Origin of the sequence: Enterobacter sp. CGMCC 5087, assembly GCF_003144775.1 — a bacterium.
Classification (GTDB): Bacteria; Pseudomonadota; Gammaproteobacteria; order Enterobacterales; family Enterobacteriaceae; genus Enterobacter; species Enterobacter cloacae_M.
The window spans coordinates 1-23,009 of record NZ_QFXN01000273.1 but is presented as its reverse complement, the minus strand read 5'-3'; the positions used below and the strand labels follow the sequence as shown (position 1 = coordinate 23,009).

At 53.6% G+C, this 23,009-nt stretch carries 21 protein-coding genes; 10 read left to right on the top strand and 11 right to left on the bottom strand.

Annotation, left to right across the window (positions count from 1 at the left end):
* Window positions 1-53: 53 nt before the first annotated feature.
* Entirely contained in the window at window positions 54-1,877 is a 1,824-nt protein-coding gene (gene typA / locus DEO48_RS23520) for a ribosome-dependent GTPase TypA (RefSeq protein WP_032639914.1), read from the top strand.
* Between the two features lie 139 nt (window positions 1,878-2,016).
* On the opposite strand, the gene DEO48_RS23515 is transcribed toward typA, so the two are convergent.
* The 4 genes from DEO48_RS23515 to DEO48_RS23505 form a co-directional block, all read right to left on the bottom strand.
* Window positions 2,017-4,134: a peptidase domain-containing ABC transporter gene (locus DEO48_RS23515; RefSeq protein ID WP_109846466.1), complete on the bottom strand. Its 2,118-nt coding sequence runs from the start codon at window positions 4,132-4,134 to the stop codon at window positions 2,017-2,019.
* A complete protein-coding gene (locus DEO48_RS23510; protein ID WP_109846456.1) occupies window positions 4,127-5,401 on the bottom strand; it encodes an HlyD family secretion protein in 1,275 nt (424 codons plus the stop codon). Before DEO48_RS23510 ends, DEO48_RS23515 begins: the two co-directional genes overlap by 8 nt.
* A 68-nt stretch (window positions 5,402-5,469) precedes the next feature.
* Window positions 5,470-5,754, bottom strand: a complete 285-nt coding sequence (locus tag DEO48_RS26615; protein WP_146198327.1) for a hypothetical protein — start codon at window positions 5,752-5,754, stop codon at window positions 5,470-5,472.
* A 2-nt stretch (window positions 5,755-5,756) separates the two neighbouring features.
* Window positions 5,757-6,533, bottom strand: a complete 777-nt coding sequence (locus tag DEO48_RS23505; protein WP_109846455.1) for a hypothetical protein — start codon at window positions 6,531-6,533, stop codon at window positions 5,757-5,759.
* A gap of 404 nt (window positions 6,534-6,937) precedes the next feature.
* On the opposite strand from DEO48_RS23505, the gene yihX reads away from it, so the two are divergent.
* The 4 genes from yihX to fabY are packed head-to-tail and all read left to right on the top strand — an operon-like array spanning window position 6,938 to window position 9,832.
* A complete protein-coding gene (gene yihX, locus DEO48_RS23500; protein ID WP_109846454.1) occupies window positions 6,938-7,537 on the top strand; it encodes a glucose-1-phosphatase in 600 nt (199 codons plus the stop codon).
* A complete protein-coding gene (locus DEO48_RS23495) occupies window positions 7,531-8,412 on the top strand; it encodes a virulence factor BrkB family protein (RefSeq protein ID WP_109846453.1) in 882 nt (293 codons plus the stop codon). The genes yihX and DEO48_RS23495 overlap by 7 nt, the downstream gene beginning before the upstream one ends.
* Window positions 8,409-8,846 (top strand): D-aminoacyl-tRNA deacylase, encoded by a 438-nt coding sequence (dtd, locus tag DEO48_RS23490; RefSeq protein WP_109846452.1) that lies wholly within the window; start codon window positions 8,409-8,411, stop codon window positions 8,844-8,846. Before DEO48_RS23495 ends, dtd begins: the two co-directional genes overlap by 4 nt.
* Window positions 8,847-8,890: 44 nt before the next feature.
* Window positions 8,891-9,832 carry a fatty acid biosynthesis protein FabY gene (gene fabY / locus DEO48_RS23485; protein ID WP_023309755.1) on the top strand — a complete coding sequence of 314 codons (942 nt, stop codon included), beginning with the start codon at window positions 8,891-8,893 and terminating at the stop codon, window positions 9,830-9,832.
* 8 nt (window positions 9,833-9,840) lie between these two features.
* Here the strand turns inward: fabY and DEO48_RS23480 are convergent, their stop codons facing one another.
* From DEO48_RS23480 to fdnG, 5 genes are all read right to left on the bottom strand, one after another.
* Window positions 9,841-10,761 carry an alpha/beta hydrolase gene (locus DEO48_RS23480; RefSeq protein ID WP_109846451.1) on the bottom strand — a complete coding sequence of 307 codons (921 nt, stop codon included), beginning with the start codon at window positions 10,759-10,761 and terminating at the stop codon, window positions 9,841-9,843.
* A gap of 373 nt (window positions 10,762-11,134) precedes the next feature.
* Complete coding sequence (gene fdhE / locus DEO48_RS23470) at window positions 11,135-12,064, bottom strand: formate dehydrogenase accessory protein FdhE (RefSeq protein ID WP_109846449.1); 930 nt, start codon at window positions 12,062-12,064, stop codon at window positions 11,135-11,137.
* A complete protein-coding gene (gene fdoI, locus DEO48_RS23465; protein WP_109846448.1) occupies window positions 12,061-12,696 on the bottom strand; it encodes a formate dehydrogenase cytochrome b556 subunit in 636 nt (211 codons plus the stop codon). Before fdoI ends, fdhE begins: the two co-directional genes overlap by 4 nt.
* Window positions 12,693-13,595 carry a formate dehydrogenase subunit beta gene (gene fdxH / locus DEO48_RS23460; RefSeq protein ID WP_008501831.1) on the bottom strand — a complete coding sequence of 301 codons (903 nt, stop codon included), beginning with the start codon at window positions 13,593-13,595 and terminating at the stop codon, window positions 12,693-12,695. The genes fdoI and fdxH overlap by 4 nt, the downstream gene beginning before the upstream one ends.
* Window positions 13,596-13,607: 12 nt before the next feature.
* The gene (gene fdnG / locus DEO48_RS23455) at window positions 13,608-16,658 is read right to left on the bottom strand and encodes a formate dehydrogenase-N subunit alpha (protein WP_146198326.1); all 3,051 of its coding nucleotides are present in this window, start codon (window positions 16,656-16,658) and stop codon (window positions 13,608-13,610) included.
* Window positions 16,659-17,031: 373 nt separating this feature from the next.
* On the opposite strand from fdnG, the gene fdhD reads away from it, so the two are divergent.
* Window positions 17,032-17,868, top strand: coding sequence for a formate dehydrogenase accessory sulfurtransferase FdhD (gene fdhD, locus DEO48_RS23445; protein WP_109846446.1), 837 nt, complete (start codon window positions 17,032-17,034; stop codon window positions 17,866-17,868).
* Window positions 17,869-17,982: 114 nt separating this feature from the next.
* A complete protein-coding gene (locus DEO48_RS23440; protein WP_023309747.1) occupies window positions 17,983-18,195 on the top strand; it encodes a DUF1471 domain-containing protein in 213 nt (70 codons plus the stop codon).
* A gap of 39 nt (window positions 18,196-18,234) precedes the next feature.
* Here the strand turns inward: DEO48_RS23440 and DEO48_RS23435 are convergent, their stop codons facing one another.
* Window positions 18,235-18,558, bottom strand: coding sequence for an AzlD domain-containing protein (locus DEO48_RS23435; protein WP_109846445.1), 324 nt, complete (start codon window positions 18,556-18,558; stop codon window positions 18,235-18,237).
* Window positions 18,558-19,217, bottom strand: a complete 660-nt coding sequence (locus tag DEO48_RS23430) for an AzlC family ABC transporter permease (RefSeq protein WP_023309745.1) — start codon at window positions 19,215-19,217, stop codon at window positions 18,558-18,560. Before DEO48_RS23430 ends, DEO48_RS23435 begins: the two co-directional genes overlap by 1 nt.
* A gap of 103 nt (window positions 19,218-19,320) precedes the next feature.
* On the opposite strand from DEO48_RS23430, the gene DEO48_RS23425 reads away from it, so the two are divergent.
* The 3 genes from DEO48_RS23425 to DEO48_RS23415 all read left to right on the top strand — a co-directional run.
* Window positions 19,321-19,869, top strand: coding sequence for a helix-turn-helix domain-containing protein (locus DEO48_RS23425; RefSeq protein ID WP_033146956.1), 549 nt, complete (start codon window positions 19,321-19,323; stop codon window positions 19,867-19,869).
* A 17-nt stretch (window positions 19,870-19,886) separates the two neighbouring features.
* Window positions 19,887-20,882, top strand: a complete 996-nt coding sequence (locus DEO48_RS23420) for a LacI family DNA-binding transcriptional regulator (RefSeq protein ID WP_109846444.1) — start codon at window positions 19,887-19,889, stop codon at window positions 20,880-20,882.
* A 104-nt stretch (window positions 20,883-20,986) separates the two neighbouring features.
* On the top strand, window positions 20,987-23,009 hold a 2,023-nt coding region (locus DEO48_RS23415), incomplete at its 3' end, for an alpha-galactosidase (RefSeq protein WP_109846443.1).

The following is a 23,009-nucleotide window of genomic DNA, read 5'->3' as shown; positions in this document are numbered from 1 at the left end:
GCGATTAATCCGTGTACAATAACGCGCTATTTCTAAATGCCTGAGGCAAAGTTGTGATCGAAAATTTGCGTAACATCGCCATCATCGCGCACGTAGACCATGGTAAAACTACCCTGGTTGACAAGCTGCTGCAGCAATCCGGTACGTTTGATGCGCGTGCCGAAACCCAAGAACGCGTGATGGACTCCAACGATTTGGAGAAAGAGCGTGGGATTACCATCCTCGCGAAAAACACCGCGATTAAATGGAATGACTACCGTATCAACATCGTTGATACCCCAGGGCACGCCGACTTCGGTGGTGAAGTTGAACGTGTAATGTCCATGGTAGACTCCGTTCTGCTGGTCGTTGACGCAATGGATGGCCCAATGCCACAGACGCGCTTCGTGACCAAAAAAGCTTTTGCCCATGGTCTGAAGCCAATCGTTGTTATCAACAAAGTTGACCGCCCTGGCGCGCGTCCTGACTGGGTTGTTGACCAGGTCTTCGACCTGTTCGTTAACCTCGATGCGACCGACGAGCAGCTGGACTTCCCTATCGTTTACGCATCTGCGCTGAACGGTATCGCAGGCCTGGACCACGAAGACATGGCTGAAGACATGACCCCGCTGTATCAGGCGATTGTTGACCGTGTTCCTGCGCCAAACGTCGATCTCGACGGCACCCTGCAGATGCAGATCTCTCAGCTCGACTACAACAACTACGTTGGCGTAATCGGCATTGGTCGTATCAAGCGCGGTAAAGTGAAGCCTAACCAGCAGGTTACTATCATCGATAGCGAAGGCAAAACCCGTAACGGTAAAGTCGGTAAAGTACTGACTCACCTGGGTCTTGAGCGTATCGAGAGTGACGTTGCGGAAGCGGGCGACATCATCGCTATCACCGGTCTGGGTGAACTGAACATCTCCGACACCATCTGCGATCCGCAGAACGTCGAAGCGCTGCCAGCCCTGTCCGTTGATGAACCAACCGTATCCATGTTCTTCAACGTCAACACCTCTCCGTTCTGTGGTAAAGAAGGTAAGTTCGTTACCTCTCGTCAGATCCTTGACCGCCTGAACAAAGAGCTGGTGCACAACGTTGCGCTGCGCGTTGAAGAAACCGAAGATGCTGATGCATTCCGCGTTTCTGGTCGTGGTGAGCTGCACCTGTCTGTTCTGATTGAGAACATGCGTCGTGAAGGTTTCGAAATGGCGGTTTCCCGTCCGAAAGTAATCTTCCGCGAGATCGATGGCCGTAAACAAGAGCCATTCGAAAACGTAACGCTGGACGTTGAAGAGCAGCATCAGGGTTCTGTGATGCAGGCTCTGGGTGAGCGTAAAGGCGACCTGAAAAACATGAATCCAGATGGCAAAGGCCGCGTACGTCTCGACTACGTGATCCCAAGCCGTGGCCTGATCGGCTTCCGTTCTGAGTTCATGACCATGACCTCCGGTACCGGCCTGCTGTACTCCACTTTCAGCCACTACGACGACGTTCGTCCGGGCGAAGTGGGCCAGCGTAACAACGGCGTACTGATCTCCAACGGTCAGGGTAAAGCTGTTGCGTTTGCGCTGTTCGGTCTGCAGGATCGCGGTAAGCTGTTCCTGGGTCACGGTGCTGAAGTTTATGAAGGCCAGATCATCGGTATTCACAGCCGTTCTAACGACCTGACCGTAAACTGCCTGACCGGTAAGAAACTGACCAACATGCGTGCGTCCGGTACTGACGAAGCAACGGTTCTGGTTCCACCGATCAAGATGACTCTGGAGCAGGCTCTGGAATTCATCGATGATGACGAACTGGTAGAAGTGACTCCACAGTCAATTCGTATCCGTAAACGTCACCTGACCGAGAACGATCGTAAACGTGCTATGCGCGGTGCGAAAGAAGACTAATACAGGTTAGCGTTAACGCTGTCCTGTATGTAAAAAGCCGCTGAGCGATCAGCGGCTTTTTTATTCGATTATCGCCAGAATTCTTCATTACCTGGGGCATTATGTCCGGAAGCTATCTCTTTCCTGCGAAATTCACGGATTAGGGTAACTCTGCTCCATTTATCACGAACACCCGATCTGCCGATGAAATCGTGGTTTCGCGATGCGCGATAATAATCCTTGTGATGTTCATCGCCTGTATAGACTGATTGACCTGACTTTCACTGGTTTTATCAAGGTGGCTGGTCGCCTCGTCCATGAATAAAATACCCGGTTTGCGGTATAATGCCCGGGCAATATAAATCCGCTGTTTTTGACCCCCGGACAACCCTTCTCCAAGTTCACCAATCAGTGTCTCGTAACCCATTGGTAGCTTTAAAATGTCATTATGAATATGGCTTGCGATGGCGCATTGCACCATCCACTGCTCGTCAATGTCAGGCCGAAAACCGGTGATATTCTCTTTGATAGAGCCTGCAAACAACTTATCTTCCTGCATGATACAGGCAATGCGTTCAGCATAATGCTCAAAACCAAGTTGCTTAATATCAATGCCATTAATTCGGACGCAGCCGTTCGACGGTTCGAATAAACCGCACAACACTTTCATCAAGGTGCTTTTACCTGCACCCGATACGCCCGTAATAGCAATACTCTCCCCGGCATGAATGGTCAGATTCAGTTTGCTGAATATAGGGTCCGCATGGTTATCATAACGGTAGGTCAAATCCTGAGTTTCGAGCGTTAAGGCTCCGTGTGGTAAATGCAGCGGGCTGGTGGCCGTTGAAGAAGATGCTTCCTGCAGCGCAATATCGGCAACGCGTTCATTGTGTAAGTTGATGAGCTTCAGCTGAATGATAAAGTTGATCAGGGCATTTATTCGGTCATAGAACTGACTCCTGAAGGTATTAAACGCGATAAACATACCGATGGTTAAATGACTATCCATCATCAGCCTGCCGCTAACCCACAGGATAACAATTTGATCGCAGGCGGCGATAAAAGAGACGACACCACCAAAGAAGAGATCCATTCGCGTCAAACGAATGCCGGTATTAACCTTATCTGAAAAAAGATTAAACCAGTTATTGATTCTCAGGTCAGTCATCCCCTGAATCTTAATCGTCGCGATACCGTACAGGGTTTCCATAAAATAAGAATTAAGACGTGCTTCCTTGATTAACTCTTCTTCGGATAACTGGCGATAGTATCGATAGGTAGCAAACCGAATGAAGGTGTATATTGCGGTAAAAGAGACCACTATCATGCTGAGCTGAAGGTTGTATAAAAACATCATTACCAGCAAACCCATGAGCATTAGCGTATCAATAATGCTACCAGTTAAACCTGTGGTAAAAGTGGCCCGTATAACATCAAGCGAGTGGAAACGAGACTGAATGTCCCCCAGTTTGCGTCTTTCAAAAAAGGTGGTTGGTAGCTTAATAAGGTGAGAAAAAAGGCTAAAACTCCACTGGACGTCGATGAGTGTTCCCAGTATCAGCATGGTCCAGGAGCGAATGATACTGATCGTCAAACGTAACAGAATCAGAATAAACAGCCCAAGACAGATGATATTAAGTAAACCGTAATCTCCGGATGCAATGACATTATCCGTGACTAATTGTGTCCCCACAGGCAACAGCAGGCTGATCAACTCAATCACCAGCGATAAGAAAAATATCTTCGTCAGTGATGTTATCAGTCCATTGATATTCTTTAATAACGTGGTGGCTTTTAATCTGTTTTGCTTTTTTTGAACTGAGAAAGTGGTTCCCGGCCATACCTCAAGCACAACACCAGTAAAATGTTGGGACAATTCGGGCATGCTAATCACCCGTCGTCCAAACGCAGGGTCGTGGATCACCGCGCCGTTCTTATCGACCTTAATCAGTACGACAAAATGGTTAAAATCCCAATGCAATATGCAGGGCTTGCGTACATCATGTAATTCCTGAAGGTCCACGGACAATGCGCGTGACGACATCTCCAGTTGACTGGCAATTGCTTTTATCGCATGGAGGTTGACCCCACGTGATGACAAATTAAATTGTTGCCGGAGTTGCAGTAGATCGACCTGCTTGCCATAAAAACTGCATATCATTGAAAGACAGGCCAGGCCACATTCGGACGCTTCAGTTTGAAAGACAACTGGGATGCGTTTAAATATACTCAGATCCAACTTGCGCAGCAGCGTCTCAAGTGTATAAAGATTATTCATTACCCGCATCCGTTACGCTCATTTTCATTTCGTAAAAGGGCGATAATAACCACTCATAGATATGTCTCTTTTCAAGGAAAAGAGAAATCTGCGCTTTGGCTCCCTGGCTCAGTGAGAGTTGTTTTCCATGAACTTGCACAGACTGTAGGTCAGGTTTGATCATGATTTTGTACCAGGACTTTTTATCGTCATAGAATTCATGTGCGATGGTCTGCTTTGACAGGAGTTCTGGCTTCGATGCCGGAAGCCTGGATATTGCTGATATTGATGCCCTGAACTGACCAAATTTTTCATAAGGAAAGGCGTCGTAACTGACATTAACGCGCTGGCCAATCGCCAGATAAGGAAGAACTTCATCCGGAACCCAGGTTTCGAGATAGCATGGTGAATGTATATTCTGCTGAACTCGCGCCAGTACATCGCCTGCGCTGATCATCTTACCTTGCGCCGTATTGATGGAGTCGATTAAGCCATCGGCTGTTGCCTCGATGACATAATTACCTTCCGCTTCTGCATTTAACTTTTCTTTTTGCAATTCGTATATCTGTTGCTCAAGCTGGTAAATCTGGTGGTCATAATCAGCGCTCTGGGACTGGATTTGCTGATTGAGCGCATCGATCTGAACCTGGTCCTGTGATTTTCTGGCGACCAGGTCAGACACATTGCTCTGCTGTTGATAGAGTAGTGCGTTTTGGCTACTCATCTGGTCTTTGGTGACCAGACCTTTTTCCTGATAACGACGGTAATCGTTAACGTTTTTCTCAATCTGATGCAGTTCCCGTTCAGCCTGCACGAGTAACCCAGATGAGGTATTAAAACTGGACTGATAATGATCTTTTTGAGTTGTTAGCGCAGCGAGAGTACGTTTTTTTGAAGAGTTCAAATTTGCCATCATTACGCTGATACTATTTATCTGTAGCGCGATCTCCTTTTTTTTATTCTCATCAACCAGGCCTGATTGCGTCGATACTCCCGAATGAATGAGAAAGAGAGTGTCACCTTTTTTTACGCGATCGCCTTCATTAACAAAACTCTGCACGACTGTACCCTGCATTGAGGCTGAGATATTCACTGAGCCTGGGAAAGTGGTTATCTCACCGTGAACGATTACGCGTCGGGTATAGGAACCTTTGGTAATAAAAATAGAAATGGAAGCAATAAAAAAAAAGCTGAGCAATATGATAAAAGCAAAAGGGATGCCCGGCAGAAGAACGGCTCTCCCTTCCCACCGGGTTCTTTGATATTCAATAGCTTCCTTGCGAAACATATCTGGCCTCTTGCAGGGTGGAAATAGCCGCTAATTATCAGCGGCTATGAGTTATAATGATTCAGGAATTAATGTCTACCGTGATCATTACCCTGGTGGCCACCGCCACTTTTCGAACCACCATTACCTTTTGATGAACCACCGCTTTTACCACCAACGTTAACCGAGCAACCGCCGCTAAAGGATGTGCTTTCAGAGTGAGAACCATCTTTGTTAGTGGTGCTGGTGTGAGAATAACTGCCATTACAACCAGCACTACCACCACCGAACATCCCACCAATCGCACTACCGATAGAACCCCACATTCCTGCACCGCTGACGTTACTTAATTCGCTTTCATTGAGTTCACGCATTATTAATGTTCCTTGCAATAGTGAGCAAAAGGTATACCCATAATATCCATAGACTTTTTCCATACCATTTCACCATCCGTGAATGAAATGTTTTTTACACCAAAACGCGTAAAATCCTTTTCGCTGTACGTCGACAGACCTGTGTCTGGATCACCAATATTTTCTTTTTGCCCGCAAAGTGGCATCATCCATGACACATTTATATCTTTGTAGAATGCTTTATCCGTTTTTCTTATTTCTGAGAAAATGCGATCTGTTATCGTTGTGTCTGTATTGATTTCTCCGTTAACTGTAGTTGTTAACTTATTGTCATCAGAATTAGGCGACCCATGGAAGCCAATAATGGAACCATAGTTGATGATTTTATTTTTTGCCGCTGGGAAAAGATAGTTAGCACACGAAGAAAGGCATAATCGCCTCACCTCAATGTTAATTTCTTTATTATGAATAACTTGTGCTATTTTGATTGCAGTTTCGACATCGCCGCCACCACTGTTTATCGATATTGTTCTGACAGGGATAAGGTTTTTTCTGATAAGCCCCACAATGATTTTGTCATCATCTTTGGATATGTTACCGTCGATATATAACGTATCAAAAATGAGGTGGGTTGAAAGTTTTGGTTCAAGCCCTTGCTTCACAATCAGTTGGCTAGAGAGTTGATATAAAATATCTCTGCTGGCTTTTTTAAATCGATAGGCATTGTATGAATAAATAGCGAAAGCGCAGAGTAAAGCTATTAAAACGGCACTGAGGACGTACCCCTTTTTAATCTTCACGAAAGTGCAGCTCCATGTGTAAAGTAATGTAAACTTATCATTATAAAAAAGAAGATAAATAGAGTATTTGTATCCAAATGTAAATTTAGGTAAAGTAAGCTTGTTGCGATTTCGAGCAAAGCCGCGCGAAATGGGATTGCCATGGCAAAATGGGGGAATATGGTGATGAGAAAAAATTTTACGGAAGCGTTTTTCTATAATTTTTTGCAGAATGAACTAAAACCTATATTTTCGCAAAGTCGAACTTAAATAAAACTTATCCCTGCCTATCGCCCGAAAGCCAATATCATCTTCCTGGCTAAATTTTTGTTCTTCATACTGCTCCCTCTAAGCTGAATCTCTTGCATAGCCAAACTTTATCTTTCCCGCTACAGTTACCTCTCCACGGCGAGCAGGAGATAACCATGCTTTATATCTTTGATTTAGGAAACGTAATCGTCGATATCGATTTTAATCGCGTGCTTGGGGCGTGGAGCGACTTTAGCCGCGTTCCGCTGGCGACACTGAAGCAGAATTTCGCGATGGGCGAGACCTTCCATCAGCATGAACGCGGCGAGATCGGTGATGAAGAATTCGCTGAACGTTTCTGTCAGGAGATGGATCTACCGTTGAGCTACGAGCAGTTTTCGCACGGCTGGCAGGCGGTATTTGTCGCCATCCGACCTGAAGTGATCGACATCATGCATAAGCTCCGCGAGCAGGGCCATCGGGTCGTTGTGTTGTCCAATACCAACCGTCTGCACACCACGTTCTGGCCTGAGGAATACCCTGAAGTTAAGGCGGCGGCCGACAAGATCTATCTTTCGCAGGAGATGGGGATGCGTAAGCCTGAATCGCGAATTTATCAGGCTGTTCTGCAGTCAGAGGGATTCACCGCGGCCGATGCGGTCTTTTTCGACGACAACGCCGATAATATAGAGGGAGCTAACCAGTTAGGTATAACGTCAATTCAGGTGACCGGAAAAGAGACGATACCAAACTACTTTGCGAAGCAGCTATGCTAAAAACCGTTCATCAAAAAGCCACGCATCATACTCGCCCGCTGAGGGCATGGCTGAAACTGCTCTGGCACCGTATTGATGAGGACAACATGACCACGCTGGCGGGTAACCTCGCCTACGTGTCGTTGCTCTCATTAGTGCCGCTGGTGGCGGTCATTTTTGCCCTGTTTTCCGCCTTTCCGATGTTTGCGGACGTCAGCCTGCAGCTTCGCCATTTTGTCTTCGCGAATTTCATTCCTGCAACCGGGGATGTCATCCAGAACTACATTGAGCAGTTTGTTGCCAACTCCAATAAGATGACGGCAGTGGGGGCATGCGGTCTTATCGTTACCGCGCTGCTGTTGATGTACGCCATTGATAATGCGCTGAACACTATCTGGCGGAGTAAAAAAGCGCGGCCAAAGGTCTATTCCTTTGCCGTGTACTGGATGATTCTCACGCTGGGGCCGCTGCTGGCCGGGGCGAGCCTGGCGATCAGTTCGTATCTTCTCTCCTTGCGCTGGGCGAGTGAGTTAAACGGCGTAATTGATAATGCGCTTCGCATCTTCCCGCTGATCCTGTCGTGGCTCTCGTTCTGGCTGCTCTATAGCGTCGTGCCGACCACGCGCGTGCCTAACCGCGATGCGGTTGTGGGGGCGCTGGTGGCGGCGTTGCTTTTTGAGCTCGGTAAAAAAGGGTTTGCCCTCTACATCACCATGTTTCCGTCCTATCAGCTGATTTACGGCGTGCTGGCGGTGATCCCCATTTTGTTTGTCTGGGTCTACTGGACCTGGTGTATCGTCTTGCTTGGTGCCGAAATAACTGTCACTCTCGGTGTGTACCGCGAACTTAAAAAAGCAGCAGAAGCTGAAAAACAATTAGAAGCAGACCAACCATGATTGCATTGATACAGCGCGTAACCCGTGCCAGCGTCACCGTGGAGGGAGAGGTGACGGGTGAAATTGGCCCAGGACTTTTGGTGTTGTTAGGTGTCGAAAAGGATGACGACGAACAAAAAGCCAACCGCTTGTGTGAGCGCGTGCTGGGCTACCGTATTTTCAGCGATGCGGAAGGCAAGATGAACCTGAACGTCCAGCAGGCGGGCGGCAGCGTGCTGGTGGTTTCCCAGTTTACGCTGGCAGCGGATACCGAGCGCGGCATGCGCCCGAGCTTCTCTAAAGGCGCCGCACCGGCTCGTGCGGAAGCACTTTACGAGTACTTTGTTGAGCGTTGTCGCCAGCAGGAAATGAATACGCAAACCGGAAGATTCGCTGCAGATATGCAGGTTTCGCTGGTGAACGATGGCCCCGTCACATTCTGGCTCCAGGTATGAGCCAACTGGCGGCGTGGCCGCGGGTAACAAGAGAGAGTACAGCTATGTATCACCTTCGAGTACCGCAAACGGAAGAAGAGTTAGACGCTTATTACCAGTTCCGCTGGGAAATGCTGCGCAAGCCACTGCATCAGCCAAAAGGATCTGAACGCGACGCCTGGGATGCGATGGCCCACCATCAGATGGTGATGGACGAAGAGGGTAACCTCGTCGCCGTCGGGCGCTTGTATATCAACGCCGATAACGAAGCGTCGATTCGCTTTATGGCGGTTCATCCCTCCGTTCAGGACAAAGGTCTGGGAACGCTAATGGCGATGACCCTTGAGTCCGTCGCCCGTCAGGAAGGCGTTAAGCGCGTTACCTGTAGCGCCCGAGAAGATGCCGTAGAATTTTTCGCCAAGCTCGGCTTTGTGAATCAAGGGGAAATCACAACCCCGCAAACCACGCCGATTCGTCATTTTTTGATGATCAAACCCATCGCCACGCTGGATGATATTCTTCATCGCGCCGACTGGTGTGGACAGCTGCAGCAGGCCTGGTATCAGCACATTCCGCTCAGCGAAAAAATGGGCGTGCGCATTCAGCAGTACACCGGACAAAAATTTATTACCACCATGCCGGAAACCGGTAATCAGAACCCACACCACACCCTGTTTGCCGGAAGTCTGTTTTCCCTCGCGACGCTCACCGGGTGGGGTCTCATCTGGCTAATGCTTCGCGAGCGTCATCTGGGGGGCACGATCATTCTCGCCGATGCCCACATTCGCTATAGCGCACCGATAAGCGGCAAGCCGAGTGCCGTGGCCGATCTGGGGTCACTGGGTGGCGATCTTGACCGTCTGGCACGCGGTCGCAAGGCGCGCGTACAAATGCAGGTCGAACTGTTTGGCGATAAAACGCCGGGCGCGGTGTTTGAAGGCACCTACATTGTTCTTCCGGCGAAGCCTTTTGGCGCGTATGAAGAGGGCGGGAACGAGGAGGAGTAATCTCCTGTTTACGCTCCCCGGGCGTGCTGAATACGCCCGGCGATATCCCGCATAACATCTCGCGCTGATTGGCTGACGCCGCCAAGCTGAAAGAAGCCATGGATGACGCCCAGCCAGCGCTGAGCAGTACATTTCACACCCTGCTCAGTCAGATGCTGATACAACATTTCTCCCTCATCGCACAGCGGATCGTACTCTGCGGTAATGATGTGCACTGGCGGGAGTCCGTAGAAATCATCGCGCCACAGCGGGCTGGTTTCCGGATGCTGGCGGTCAGTCTCTGCGAGATACATTTCATACCCGCTGAGCAGGGTATCGCGGGTGATAATATAATCCGTGCCATTAAGGGCGTAGCTTTCAAAACTGGCCGTGGCGTCGAGCATGGGGTAGATAAGAATAAGCTGTACAGGCTGCCAGAGCCCTTTAGCCTTAAGCCGCAGCGCCGTTACCAGCGCAAGATGTCCCCCCGCGCTGTCTCCGCAAAGTGTAATCCGGTTTTTATCCACGCCCAGTTTGTCCGCATATTGCCAGACCAGATCTGCACCTCTTTCCGCATCGTCATGTGCGGCGGGGAAGGTATGCTCCGGCGCTAACCTGTACTGAACGGCGATCACCCGGCAATTGCCGTAGCAGGCTAACTGACGGAGTTGGTTGTCATGGGTATCAAAGCCGCCGCTGATAAAGCATCCGCCGTGATAGTAGATGGCAGCAGGCAATATTTCAGAGGCATCAAGAGGTGAAAATACACGAATGGTAAGGCCCTCAAGCACTAGCGTCTCCACCTGAACGCGCGTTTCTGTCTTCCCGGCAAGCCCCGTGCTGGCAATGTACCCTGCTCGTCGTACCTCAATGGTCTGTCGACGTGACGAAGGCCGGCCTGCAGCGATAAACCCCTGAACCAGCTGCGCAATACCCTGTTCCAGTGCCATGAAAATTCCCTTTAACTGTATGGATATACAGTTTTATAACCTGGTTTAATTCAAAAGAAAACAAGAATATTGTCGAGGACAAAAAACCGGAAAGCGGCCCGCAAAGGTGAGTCATGTTTTTATTATCTGCTTCAGCCACACCTGTAAAGCGCATGCCTTGTCTGGAAATTAATCAGGGATGAAATAGTCAGGGGGGATATGAGTTCTTTGGCGGGCCCTGATATGGGCAGAATACTTATCGGTTTATCTGATGTCGTGATTCTACGGCTGGATAATCTCAAGCACGAAAGACTATTCGGGCATTACTGGAGTCGTTTCACCTCACCAACTGTAGGCCGGGCAAGCTTACGCCGCCCGGCACTGTCAGAGGGAATTACTCCCCTTCACCCGGGAACAGGAACGGGTTGATCGAGCTGCGGGCAAAGCCCTCCTGCTCCATCTTAGCGTCCAGAATCAGCGAGGCGAGATCGTCGGCCACCGCTTCGACTTTCGGGTCCTTTTCCTGATAGAGAATCTTCAGGTAGGTGCCGCAGTCGCCGCAGCTTTCGGCTTTCACCGCCGCGTCTTCATTTTCCAGCGACCAGTAGTTCAGATCGCGGGTCTGCTCGCAGTTGCTGCACTTGATGCGCACCACGTGCCACTCGGTTTCACACAGGTTGCAGTGCAGGTAGCGCAGCCCCTGAGTCGTGCCGATTTGCACCATGCTCGATACCGGCATGGAGCCGCAGACCGGGCAGAACTGGCGCGCCTCGCCGTATTCGGCGCGGGCTTTACCGGGGATCAGGCTTGCCATTTGCGCCCAGTAAAGCGACAGCGCAGCCCAGATAAACGGCGCCTTATCGCTGCTCACCAGAGCAAAGTCGGAGGCAAACAGCGCGCTCGCCATCTCTTCCAGCTCCAGGTCAGAGGCTTTTTCCAGATTCTCAATAACCGCCAGCGCGGTACCGCTCATCTCCGGCTTCAGCTCGGCAATCAGCGAATGCAGCAGCTTTTGCCAGTGCTTGTCGCGCGGCAGGACGTGAATGTCCAGCGGCGGCTTGCCCTGCGCGTTGGCTTCTTTGATACGCGCGGTCAGATCCATTTGCAGCGGGTGGTCGTACAGCACCACTTCCTGCGCATGGGCGACCAGCGCGGCAAAACGCAGAAAATCGCCCAGCGGGTTGTTCTCTGCCAGCTCGCGCAGACGCTCTGCGCGGCGGTTGTAGAGGTTCTTGAGTCTGGGGAATAACAACGGCGGAATATAATCCGCCGTGCGTTTCTCGCTCGACCCCAGCTCATCTTGCGGGATTATGCGAATACTCATTCAGATGACTTTTCCTGTTTCTGGCGGACTTCACGGTACCAGCGCGGGTGATGTTTCTTCGCCCACGTACTGGTTACCCAGCCTTCCACCATCGCGGTAATGGTGCCTTTCACCCAAAGGGCGGCGTAGATATGCACCATGATAACCACAATTAACGTCACTGCGGCAAATGAATGCAGCATCAGCGCGAATCGGATCACCGGGATTGAGAAAGCAGGCGCAAAGTACGGACGCCAGATGATCACGCCGCTCACCAGCAACAGGACCAGGAAGATAATCGCCGCCCAGAATACGCATTTCTGGCCGAAGTTATAACGCCCGGTGTCACCCACTTCCTCGTTGACGACGATCTTACGAATATTCTTCGCCCAAAAGATATCATCCCGATTGATTAGGTTATGGTGCCAGTAGCGGAAAAACATGATGATGAACGACGCGAACATAATGACGCCCACAAACGGGTGCAGGATGCGCGCCAGCTGTGGTGTTCCCATGATCTGCATCAGCCAGTTGAAGGACGGGAAGAAGAACCCCAGCCCGCTTATCGCCGCCAGCATGAAGCAGAAGGCGGTGACCCAGTGGTTGATGCGTTCCGGCGCGGTGTAGCGCACGATGGTGTCACGTTTTCTCATTTGCGCACCTCGTCTTTCTCTTCATGCAGGTTGTCGTCTTCCTCTTCCGCGCGGTTCGGACCAACGCCGACGTAGTGGAAGATGCTCGCTGCGAAGGTGGCAGCAAAACCGACCGCTGCCAGCGGTTTCCAGATGCCTTTCCAGAACTTCACGGTGGCGCTGATTTCCGGGTTCTCCGGCAGGCCGTGGTACAGATTCGGCTTGTCGGCGTGGTGCAGCACATACATCACGTGCGTACCGCCAACTCCGGCCGGATCGTACAGGCCTGCGTTGTCGTAACCACGGGTTTTCAGCTCGCCCACGCGCTCTGCTGCCAGCGTTTTCATATCCTCTTTGGAGCCAAAGTGGATAGCGCCGGTTGGGCAGGTCTTCACGCACGCTGGCTCCTGGCCGACGGTGACGCGGTCAACGCACAGCGTGCATTTGTAGACGCGGTTGTCTTCAGGGTTCAGGCGCGGTACGTCGAACGGACAGCCCGCGATGCAGTAGCCGCAGCCGATGCACTGTTCGGACTGGAAGTCGACGATGCCGTTGGCATACTGAATGATAGCCCCTTCTGACGGACATGCCTTAAGGCAGCCAGGATCCGCACAGTGCATACAGCCGTCTTTGCGGATAAGCCATTCCAGTTTGTCGTTCTGCTCAACTTCCGAGAAACGCATCACCGTCCATGACTTGGCGGTCAGGTCCGCCGGGTTGTCATACACCCCGACGTTGTGACCCACTTCGTCACGCAGGTCGTTCCACTCTGAACACGCCACCTGACAGGCTTTGCAGCCGATACAGGTGGTTACGTCGATAAGCTTCGCCACTTCCTGCTGGTGGTCCCGCGCCTGAGGCGCGGGCGTGAAACCGTTAGTCGCGGAACGACGGATAATGTCTTGAGATTGATAAGCCATAAGTCGTCTCCGTTACACCTTTTCCACGTTCACGAGGAAGGCCTTAAACTCCGGCGTCTGCGTGTTCGCATCGCCGACGAACGGCGTCAGGGTATTCGCAATGAACCCTTTCTTCGCCACGCCCTCATAGCCCCAGTGGATCGGAATACCGATGGTATCCACCTGCTGACCGTGAACGTTCAGCGTGCGAATACGCTTGGTCACAACCGCCTTGGCCTTGATATAGCCGCGATTAGAGGAGACCTTCACGGTATCGCCATGGGCGATGCCGAGCTTGCCCGCCAGCTTCTCGCCGATCTCCACGAACTGTTCCGGCTGCGCGATGGCGTTAAGCAGCGCGTGCTTGGTCCAGTAGTGGAAGTGCTCGGTCAGACGGTAGGTGGTACCCACGTACGGGAACTTGTCCTTTTTACCCAGCGCTTCGAAATCGCCCTTAAAGATACGGGCTGCCGGGTTAGAGACCACGTTCGGGTGCAGCGGGTTGGTACCCAGCGGCGTCTCAAAGGGCTCGTAGTGTTCCGGGAACGGACCTTCCGCCATCTTATCGATAGCAAACAGACGTCCCATCCCTTCAGGCTGCATGATAAATGGCCCAACGTCGCTGCCCGGTGCGGCAGTGCTGTAGTCCGGAATATCCACGCCGCCCCATTTCGCACCGTCCCACTTCAGAAGCTGACGCTTCGGATCCCACGGGTTGCCCTGCGGGTCAGCGGACGCGCGGTTATAGAGGATGCGGCGGTTGAGCGGCCACGCCCATGCCCAGCCCAGCGTATTGCCAAGGCCCGACGGGTCGGCGTTATCGCGGTTGGCCATCTGGTTGCCTTTTGGCGTCCAGCTACCGGCGAAGATCCAGCAGCCGCTTGACGTGGTACCGTCATCGCGCAGGTGCGCGAAGGTGCTGAGCTGATCGCCTTTCTTCGCCAGCACGGTACCGGTGGCCGGGTCGATAACGTCCGCCAGCGCCTTACCGTTGCTCTCCATCGCCACTTCTTCCGGCGCTGGGTTTTCCGGCGTCGAGTAGTTCCAGGTCATGTTCAGCACCGGTTCCGGGTTCGCGCCACCTTCTTCCGCATACATCTTACGCAGGCGTAAGAAGATACCGGCCAGGATCTCGCCGTCGTTCATGGCGATGCCCGGGGCGTCCGCGCCTTTCCAGTGCCACTGCAGCCAGCGTCCGGAGTTGACGATAGAACCGTTCTCTTCCGCGAAGCAGGTCGACGGCAGACGGAACACTTCGGTCTGAATCTTCGACGGATCGACGTCGTTCGATTCACCGTGGTTCTGCCAGAAGGTTGAGGTCTCGGTATTGAGCGGGTCAATCGTCACCAGGAACTTCAGCTTCGACAAAGACTCAACAACCTTGTTCTTGTTCGGGAACGAGGCAACCGGGTTAAAGCCCTGGCACAGATAGCCGTTCACTTTGCCCTGATGCATCATCTCGAAATACTGCAGAACGTCGTAACCCTTGTCCCACTTCGGCAGCCAGTCAAAGCCCCAGCTGTTTTCAGCCGTCGCTTTGTCGCCGAAGAAGGCTTTCATCATTGAGACGAAGAACTTCGGATAGTTGCCCCAGTAGTTTACCTGGCCTTCGAGCAGCGGTTTAGGCGTGCTGGCCGTCAGGTAGGTTTGCAGATCGGTCTGTTTCTCGCTTGGCAGGTTCATGTAACCCGGCAGGCTTTGAGACAGCAGGCCGAGGTCGGTCAGCCCCTGAATGTTGGAGTGACCGCGCAGGGCGTTCACGCCGCCGCCTGCCATCCCCATGTTGCCGAGCAGGAGCTGAACCATCGCCATGGTACGGATGTTCTGCGCGCCGATGGAGTGCTGCGTCCAGCCGAGGGCGTACAGGAACGACGCGGTTTTGTCCTTCGCGCTGGTCTCGGCGATAAGCTCGCACACCTTCAGGAAGTCCGCCTTTGGCGTACCGCAGATGTTTTCGACAACCTCCGGCGTGTAGCGAGAAACGTGCTCTTTCAGCAGGTTCCACACGCAGCGCGGATGTTGCAGGGTGGTGTCGCGCTTCGCAAAGCCTTTTTCATCCAGCTCGTAGTTCCAGCTGGTTTTGTCGTATTTGCGTTTTTCGGCGTCGTAACCGCTGAACAGGCCATCTTCGAAGTGGTAATCCTCACGCACGATCAGGCTGGCGTTGGTATAGGCTTCGGTGTATTCGCGGTTATATTTTTCGTTGGTCATCAGGTACAGCAATACGCCTGACAGGAAAGTGATGTCAGTACCTGAACGAATAGGGGTGTAGAAATCCGCCACTGACGCAGTTCGCGTAAAGCGGGGATCGATCACAATCAGTTTCGCACTGTTGTGGATTTTGGCTTCCATCGCCCAGCGGAACCCGACAGGGTGCGCTTCAGCGGCGTTACCGCCCATCACCACAATGAGGTTGGCGTTCTTGATGTCGACCCAGTGGTTGGTCATCGCACCGCGACCAAATGTTGGAGCAAGACTTGCTACCGTTGGTCCGTGTCAGACACGCGCCTGGTTGTCGACCGCGAGCATACCGAGTGCGCGCGTAAATTTCTGGGTTAAATAACCGGTTTCGTTGCTGGAAGCAGAGGCACACAGCATCCCGGTGGAGAGCCAGCGGTTGACCGTAACGCCGTCGGCGTTCTTCTCAACAAAGTTGGCATCGCGGTCTTCTTTAATGTGTTTTGCGATGCGGTCGAACGCCTCTTCCCAGCTGATTTGCTGCCATTTGTCGGAGCCTGGCGCGCGATATTCCGGGAACTTGAGGCGGCTTTCGGAGTGGATAAAGTCCACCAGACCGGCCCCTTTCGGGCACAATGCGCCGCGGTTGACCGGATGATCCGGGTCGCCTTCGATATGGAAAATAGACGCTTTGGCGTTTTTAGCACCGTCGCCGAGGCTATACATCAACAGCCCGCAACCGACAGAGCAGTACGTACAGGTATTACGGGTTTCACGGGTGCGCAGCAGTTTATACTGCCGCGTTTCCGCCAGCGCTACGCCGGGCGCAAAGCCCAGTGCCGCTGCCGTGGTGCCTGCCATACCGCCAGCGCAGATCTTAAAGAACTGCCTTCTGCTGACCTGCATGGGTCACTCCTTGTTTCGACATTGCTTACATATGTAGTTTTAACTTCGCGGTTGAGAATTGACCGCAAAGGAGAAAAATTTGCGTTAATCCCTCAATTCCACGAGGGATATCATCAGAATACCACAATGTCGGTACAGCTGTTCTAATGGCGTTAATACAAAGTGAACGTATTATCACCCTGTTGACTATAAAGTGTGATATTAATCACATTATTAACCCCGCATGTTAAAGGGGTGTAGCATGCGTTTTGTTGTACCTCTCACAAGTGAGTAGGTAAACTTGATGCTGAAAAGTTGATCCATACTATGCGTAAGCCCTGTTGTTTGTGATGCAATAGCAGGCTCACCTCCGTGGTTGTTCAGGAATACCGCTGTGTCTAAACAAAACCGTGCTCCCCACTCGTCACCCCTGCCTGCGGGCATTGTGGAACTGTCGGTACACAGACCGCCCCACATTACCCATGCCACGCCGGATTTTCTGGCGGAAGAGGTGCCCGTTGCGCTCGTTTACAACGGCATCTCCCATGTGGTGATGATGGCTTCGCCGAAAGATCTCGAGCTGTTCGCCATCGGTTTTTCCCTCTCGGAAGGCATCATTGACCATCCGCAGGAGATCTACGGCATGGACGTGGTGCAAGCTTGCAACGGCCTTGAAGTGCAAATCGAACTCTCCAGCCGCCGCTTTATGGGGCTGAAAGAGCGCCGCCGCGCGCTGGCCGGGCGTACCGGCTGCGGCGTTTGTGGCGTTGAGCAGCTCAATGATATTGGTAAACCCGTTGCGCCACTGCCGTTTACTCAGACCTTTGATCTGGCGCACCTCGACCATGCGCTCAAGCACCTGAACGATGTACAGCCCATCGGCCAGCTGAGCGGCTGCACGCACGCGGCGGCATGGGTGTTGCCGTCGGGCGATATTGCCGGGGGCCACGAGGACGTGGGCCGCCACGTGGCGCTGGACAAGCTGCTCGGTCGCCGTGCGCGTGAAAGTGATGTCTGGAGGCTGGGGGCGGCACTCGTTTCCAGCCGCGCCAGCTATGAGATGGTGCAAAAATCGGCGATGTGCGGTGTGGAAATTCTGTTCGCGGTGTCGGCAGCGACCACGCTGGCGGTGGAGGTGGCGGAGCGCTGCAACCTGACGCTGGTGGGCTTCTGCAAGCCGGGAAGGGCGACCGTTTATACCCATCCTCAGCGATTAATAGTTGATCAATAATTTTGAATGATAATAGCAAATCCTTCCGCTTTTAGTTGTTCATGATGAGGTCTAGTATTTATCTCATCAAGGCACGGTGCCTTACCTAAACAACTTAATGAAAGGGTTTATATTATGAAAAGCATCAAAACTTTTGTCGCTGTAATCGCTCTGGCTACTTCTTTCGGTTCTTTCGCTGCTCAGACCGTGACCGCAACCGCGTCAACCATTGACGGCGCAGAAGCGAAAATCGCGGCTCAGGCTCAGGAAGCCGGCGCGTCATCTTACAAAATTACCCAGGCGTTCTCAGGTAACCGCGTACACATGACTGCTGAACTGACTAAATAAGCTGTCACACCGTCGAAAGAGCGCCCCCGGGGCGCTTTTTTAGTTTATGCCCGCCACGCGCAGCAGCGCGGTTACCACTGCCGCCGCCACGATCACCACAATTAACGGCACCTTTCGCCAGGCCAGAAATACCGCAAACGCCACGCCCAGCACGCGCGCCATTCCGGCAAAGTGGTCACCTTCATAAAACGTGGTCGCCAGCGCCACGGAAAACAGCAATACCGTTGCCGCATCTGACAGCAGCGCCTGTGAACGTTCTGACAATGCCAGCCTGCTGCCCAGTTTTGCCCCGCCAAGACGCATCAGATACGTTCCCGCAGACAAAATGGCGATACCGAGAATAAAAAACGTCATATTTCCCATTATTTTTTCCTCGCAGCGAGACCCAGTAAGGAGAGCAGCACCGGTAATCCCACCGGGGCAAACGGCACGGCGGCCAGTGAAAGCGCGGCGCCGCTGCAGGCGCGGATCAGCGTGGTACGGTTTTTAAACGCGGGAACCACCAGCGCCAGCAATATGGCCGGGAATACCGCATCCAGGCCAATGGTTTCCGGATCCGGCAGCAGCTTTCCGACCATGGCGCCCAGCAGGGCCCCCAGCGGCCAGACAATCGCCACGCCTAAACCACATAGCCAGTACGCCGCTTTGCGCTGTTCGGGCGTTTTTTGCGACAGGCCAAACACCACGCTTTCGTCATTCATGATGTGGCAGCCCAACAGGCTCAGGCCACGTTTGCCGACCAGCTCACGCACCGTCACGCCAAACGGCACGTGCCGCGCGTTCACCAGCAACCCCGCGGCTGCGGCCGCCAGCGGGTTACCGCCGCTTGCTACGATGCCAATAAACATAAACTCTGACGCGCCCGCGAGTACGGTGATGGAGAGTACAAACGGTACCCAGACCGGGAAACCGTAGGCCATCGCCAGGGAGCCGTATGACATCCCGACCACGCCGACCGCGAGGCAGACCAGGATGATTGCTTTTATGGTGTCGCCTTTCAGGCAAGAGAGATGATGCTTCATACATTTTTAGCCATATCGAACGGGTATCCATTATAATGAACGCAACAGGAGTGTTTTTCAAGATGAACGATTCGTTCGATTTAAAGAGCAAAGAGGCCGTTTTATGACGCAGCCAATCAGCGTAATCGCCAAAAGCCTGGTGCGAGAACGCCTGCGAACCGGGCTTTCACTGGCGGAAATCGCTCGCCGTGCCGGGATCGCAAAATCCACGCTTTCTCAGCTTGAATCAGGCAACGGTAACCCGAGCCTCGAAACGCTGTGGTCGCTTTGCGTGGCACTGGATATTCCTTTCGCCCGCCTGCTTGAACCGCAGCAGCCTACCACTCAGGTGATCCGTCGTGGTGAAGGTACGAAGGTCGTTGCCGGACAGGCCAACTACGAGGCGATACTGCTGGCGGCATGTCCGCCGGGCGCGCGACGCGACGTATACCTCCTGCTTACCCAGCCGGGCGCAGACCGCATTTCCCAGCCGCATCCGCCGGGGTCCGTTGAACATATTATTGTGACGCAGGGGCGCGCGTTAGTCGGCCTGATCGACGCGGCGGAAGAACTCGGCCCGGGAGATTACATCTGTTATCCCGCCGACCTGCCGCATATCTTTAAGGCGCTGGAGCCGGATACGCACGCGCTGCTGGTGGCGGAACAAAACTAACAGAGATACGGAAACTCATGTCGCTTAAAGCCATTGCTAAAGAACTGGGGCTGTCAGTCACCACCGTCAGCCGCGCCCTCAACGGATATGACGACGTCTCCGCCGAGACGCGCGCACGCGTGGAAGCAGAGGCTCAGCGCCGTGGTTACCGACCAAACACCTTTGCCCGCCGCCTGAAGATGGGCAAAATTGACGCCGTCGGGCTGGTGTTTCCCGTACATCCTGTTCCGCTCAATAACAGCGTATTTATGGACATGGTCGGCGAAATTAGCCATGAACTGGCGCGACATGAGATCGACTTATTGCTCATCGCCGACGACGATCTGGCGGATAAGCACAGCTATATGCGCATGGTGCAAAGCCGACGCGTCGACGCGCTGATCGTGGCGCACACGCTGGATCACGATCCGCGTCTTGTGCAGCTTCAGGCCGCCGGTTTTCCTTTCCTGGCACTTGGGCGCAGCCACCTCCCGCAGCCGTACGCGTGGTTTGACTTCGATAACTATGCCGGTACCTGGCAGGCGACCCGCTGGCTGATCGAGAAGGGCCATCAGCGTATCGCGCTACTTGGCGAAAGCAACAATCAGGCGTTTATCACACAGCGCCGTCAGGGTTATCTCGACGCCCTGCGGGAAGCCGGGCTTTCCAGCGAATGGCTGCGCGCCATGCCGCCTTCGCGCCGCGTCGGGTATGCCACCACGAAAGAGCTACTTGCCCTGCCGCAGCCGCCCACGGCCATCATCACCGACTGCAACACCCACGGCGACGGCGCGGCGATGGCGCTGGCGCAGATGGGGCGTTTATCCGGGGACAACGCCGTCTCGCTGGTGGTTTATGACGGCCTTCCGCAGGACAGCATCGTTGATATTGAGGTGGCGTCGGTGATCCAGTCCACCCGCCAGGGCGTCGGGAAACAGATTGCCGATATGGTGCGCCAGCTGATTAACGGCGACGATATTGAACAGCTTCAGGTGCTCTGGCAGCCTGAATTCTCTCCGGGCCAGACGGCCTAAATACCGCAAAATTTTAAACCCGATCACAGAACCGAAACGTTTTGGTTTGTATCCGAAACGTTTCGGATCAACACTCAGATCATCCCGATGACAGGAGATATCTGATGCAAGATCCCGTTTTACGACTCGAAACCACGACGGTAGACGTGGTGATCAAAACCCATCCGTTCGCCGAAATTCTCTACTGGGGGCCTCACCTTCAGCACTTTTCGCCGCAGGATGTTGCTACGCTCGCGCGTCCTGTTGCCAACGGCAGGCTTGACGTCGACTCCCCGGTCACGCTGATGGCCGAGCTGGGACATGGTCTGTTTGGTTCGCCTGGCATTGAGGGGCATCGCCAGGGGCTGGACGGTTCCCCGGTGTTCAAAACCACGCAGGTGCAGCAGGACGTAAACACCCTGACGATTACCGCCGAAGATGAGCATGCGGGCTTGCGCCTGACCAGCGAGCTGGTGCTGGATGCCAGCGGCGTGCTGGTGGTTCGTCACGGTTTAACGAACCTGAAAGCGATCCCCTGGCAGGTTGACCGTTTCGCCGTCACGCTGCCGGTGGCCGAGCGCGCACAGGAGGTGATGGCCTTCCACGGTCGCTGGATCAGGGAGTTTCAGCCGCACCGCGTTAAGCTTGAACACGACAGCTTCGTGATTGAAAACCGTCGGGGTAAAACCTCCCACGAGCACTTCCCGGCGCTAATTGCCGGTACGCCGTCGTTCAGCGAAATGCAGGGTGACGTCTGGGGCGTGCATCTGGGCTGGAGCGGTAATCACCGCCTGCGCGCGGAAGCGAAAACCGACGGTCGTCGCTATCTCCAGGCCGAAGCGCTCTACCTGCCGGGTGAAATGGCGGTTGAGGAGGGCGATACGCTCTGGACGCCGCGCCTGTATGCCAGCTACTCCACGCAGGGCCTGAACGGCATGAGCCAGCCGTTCCACCGCTACCTGCGCAACAACGTCATCCGCTTCCCGGAAAACAAACCGCGCCCGGTGCACCTCAATACCTGGGAAGGGATCTACTTCAACCACGATCCGGATTACATCAAGCGCATGGCCGACGAGGCTGCCGCGCTGGGCGTGGAGCGCTTCATCATCGATGACGGCTGGTTCAAAGGCCGCAATGACGACCATGCCGCGCTGGGTGACTGGTATCTGGACGAGAAAAAATACCCGAACGGCCTGACGCCGGTGATCGACCACGTCAAACGGCTCGGCATGGAGTTTGGCATTTGGGTTGAGCCGGAGATGATCAACCCGGATTCAGATTTGTACCGCGCGCATCCTGACTGGGTACTGGCGCTGCCGGGCTATCCCCGGGCGACCGGACGACACCAGCTGGTGCTCAATCTCAACATCCCGGAGGCCTTTGCTTACCTGGTGGAGCGCATGAGCTGGCTGCTGGGCGAGCATGCGGTCGACTACGTAAAGTGGGACATGAACCGCGAGCTGGTGCAGCCTGGACACAACGGTAAAGCCGCCGCCGATACCCAGACCCGTCAGTTTTACCGCCTGCTGGACGTGCTGGGTGAGCGCTTCCCGCACATTGAGTTTGAATCCTGCTCCTCCGGCGGCGGTCGCATTGATTATGAGGTACTGACCCGCAGCCACCGCTTCTGGGCGTCTGACAACAACGACGCGCTGGAGCGCAGCACCATCCAGCGCGGCATGAGCTACTTCTTCCCGCCGGAGGTGATGGGCGCGCATATCGGTCATCATCAATGCCACGCTACCTTCCGCCAGCACGGCATCGCCTTCCGCGGGCTGACGGCCCTGTTTGGCCATATGGGGCTGGAGCTGGATCCGCTCACCGTGGACGCACAGGAGCGCGAAGGCTATCGCCATTACGCCGCGCTGCACAAGCAGTGGCGGGATGTCATTCATCGCGGCACCCAGTGGCGAATTGATATGCCGGACGCCACCACGCTGGCGCAGGGTATTGTAAGCGAAGATAAGGCACAGGGGCTGTTTATGGTCAGCCAGCTCGCGATGCCGGACTACAGCCTAATGATGCCGCTGCGCATGGCTGGGCTGGAGGCCAGCGCGCGGTACCGCGTCATGCTGCTCGATCACCCGAATATTCAGATTACGGGCGAGGGAGGGCACACCATGCGCAAGCTGCCAGCGTGGATGGAAA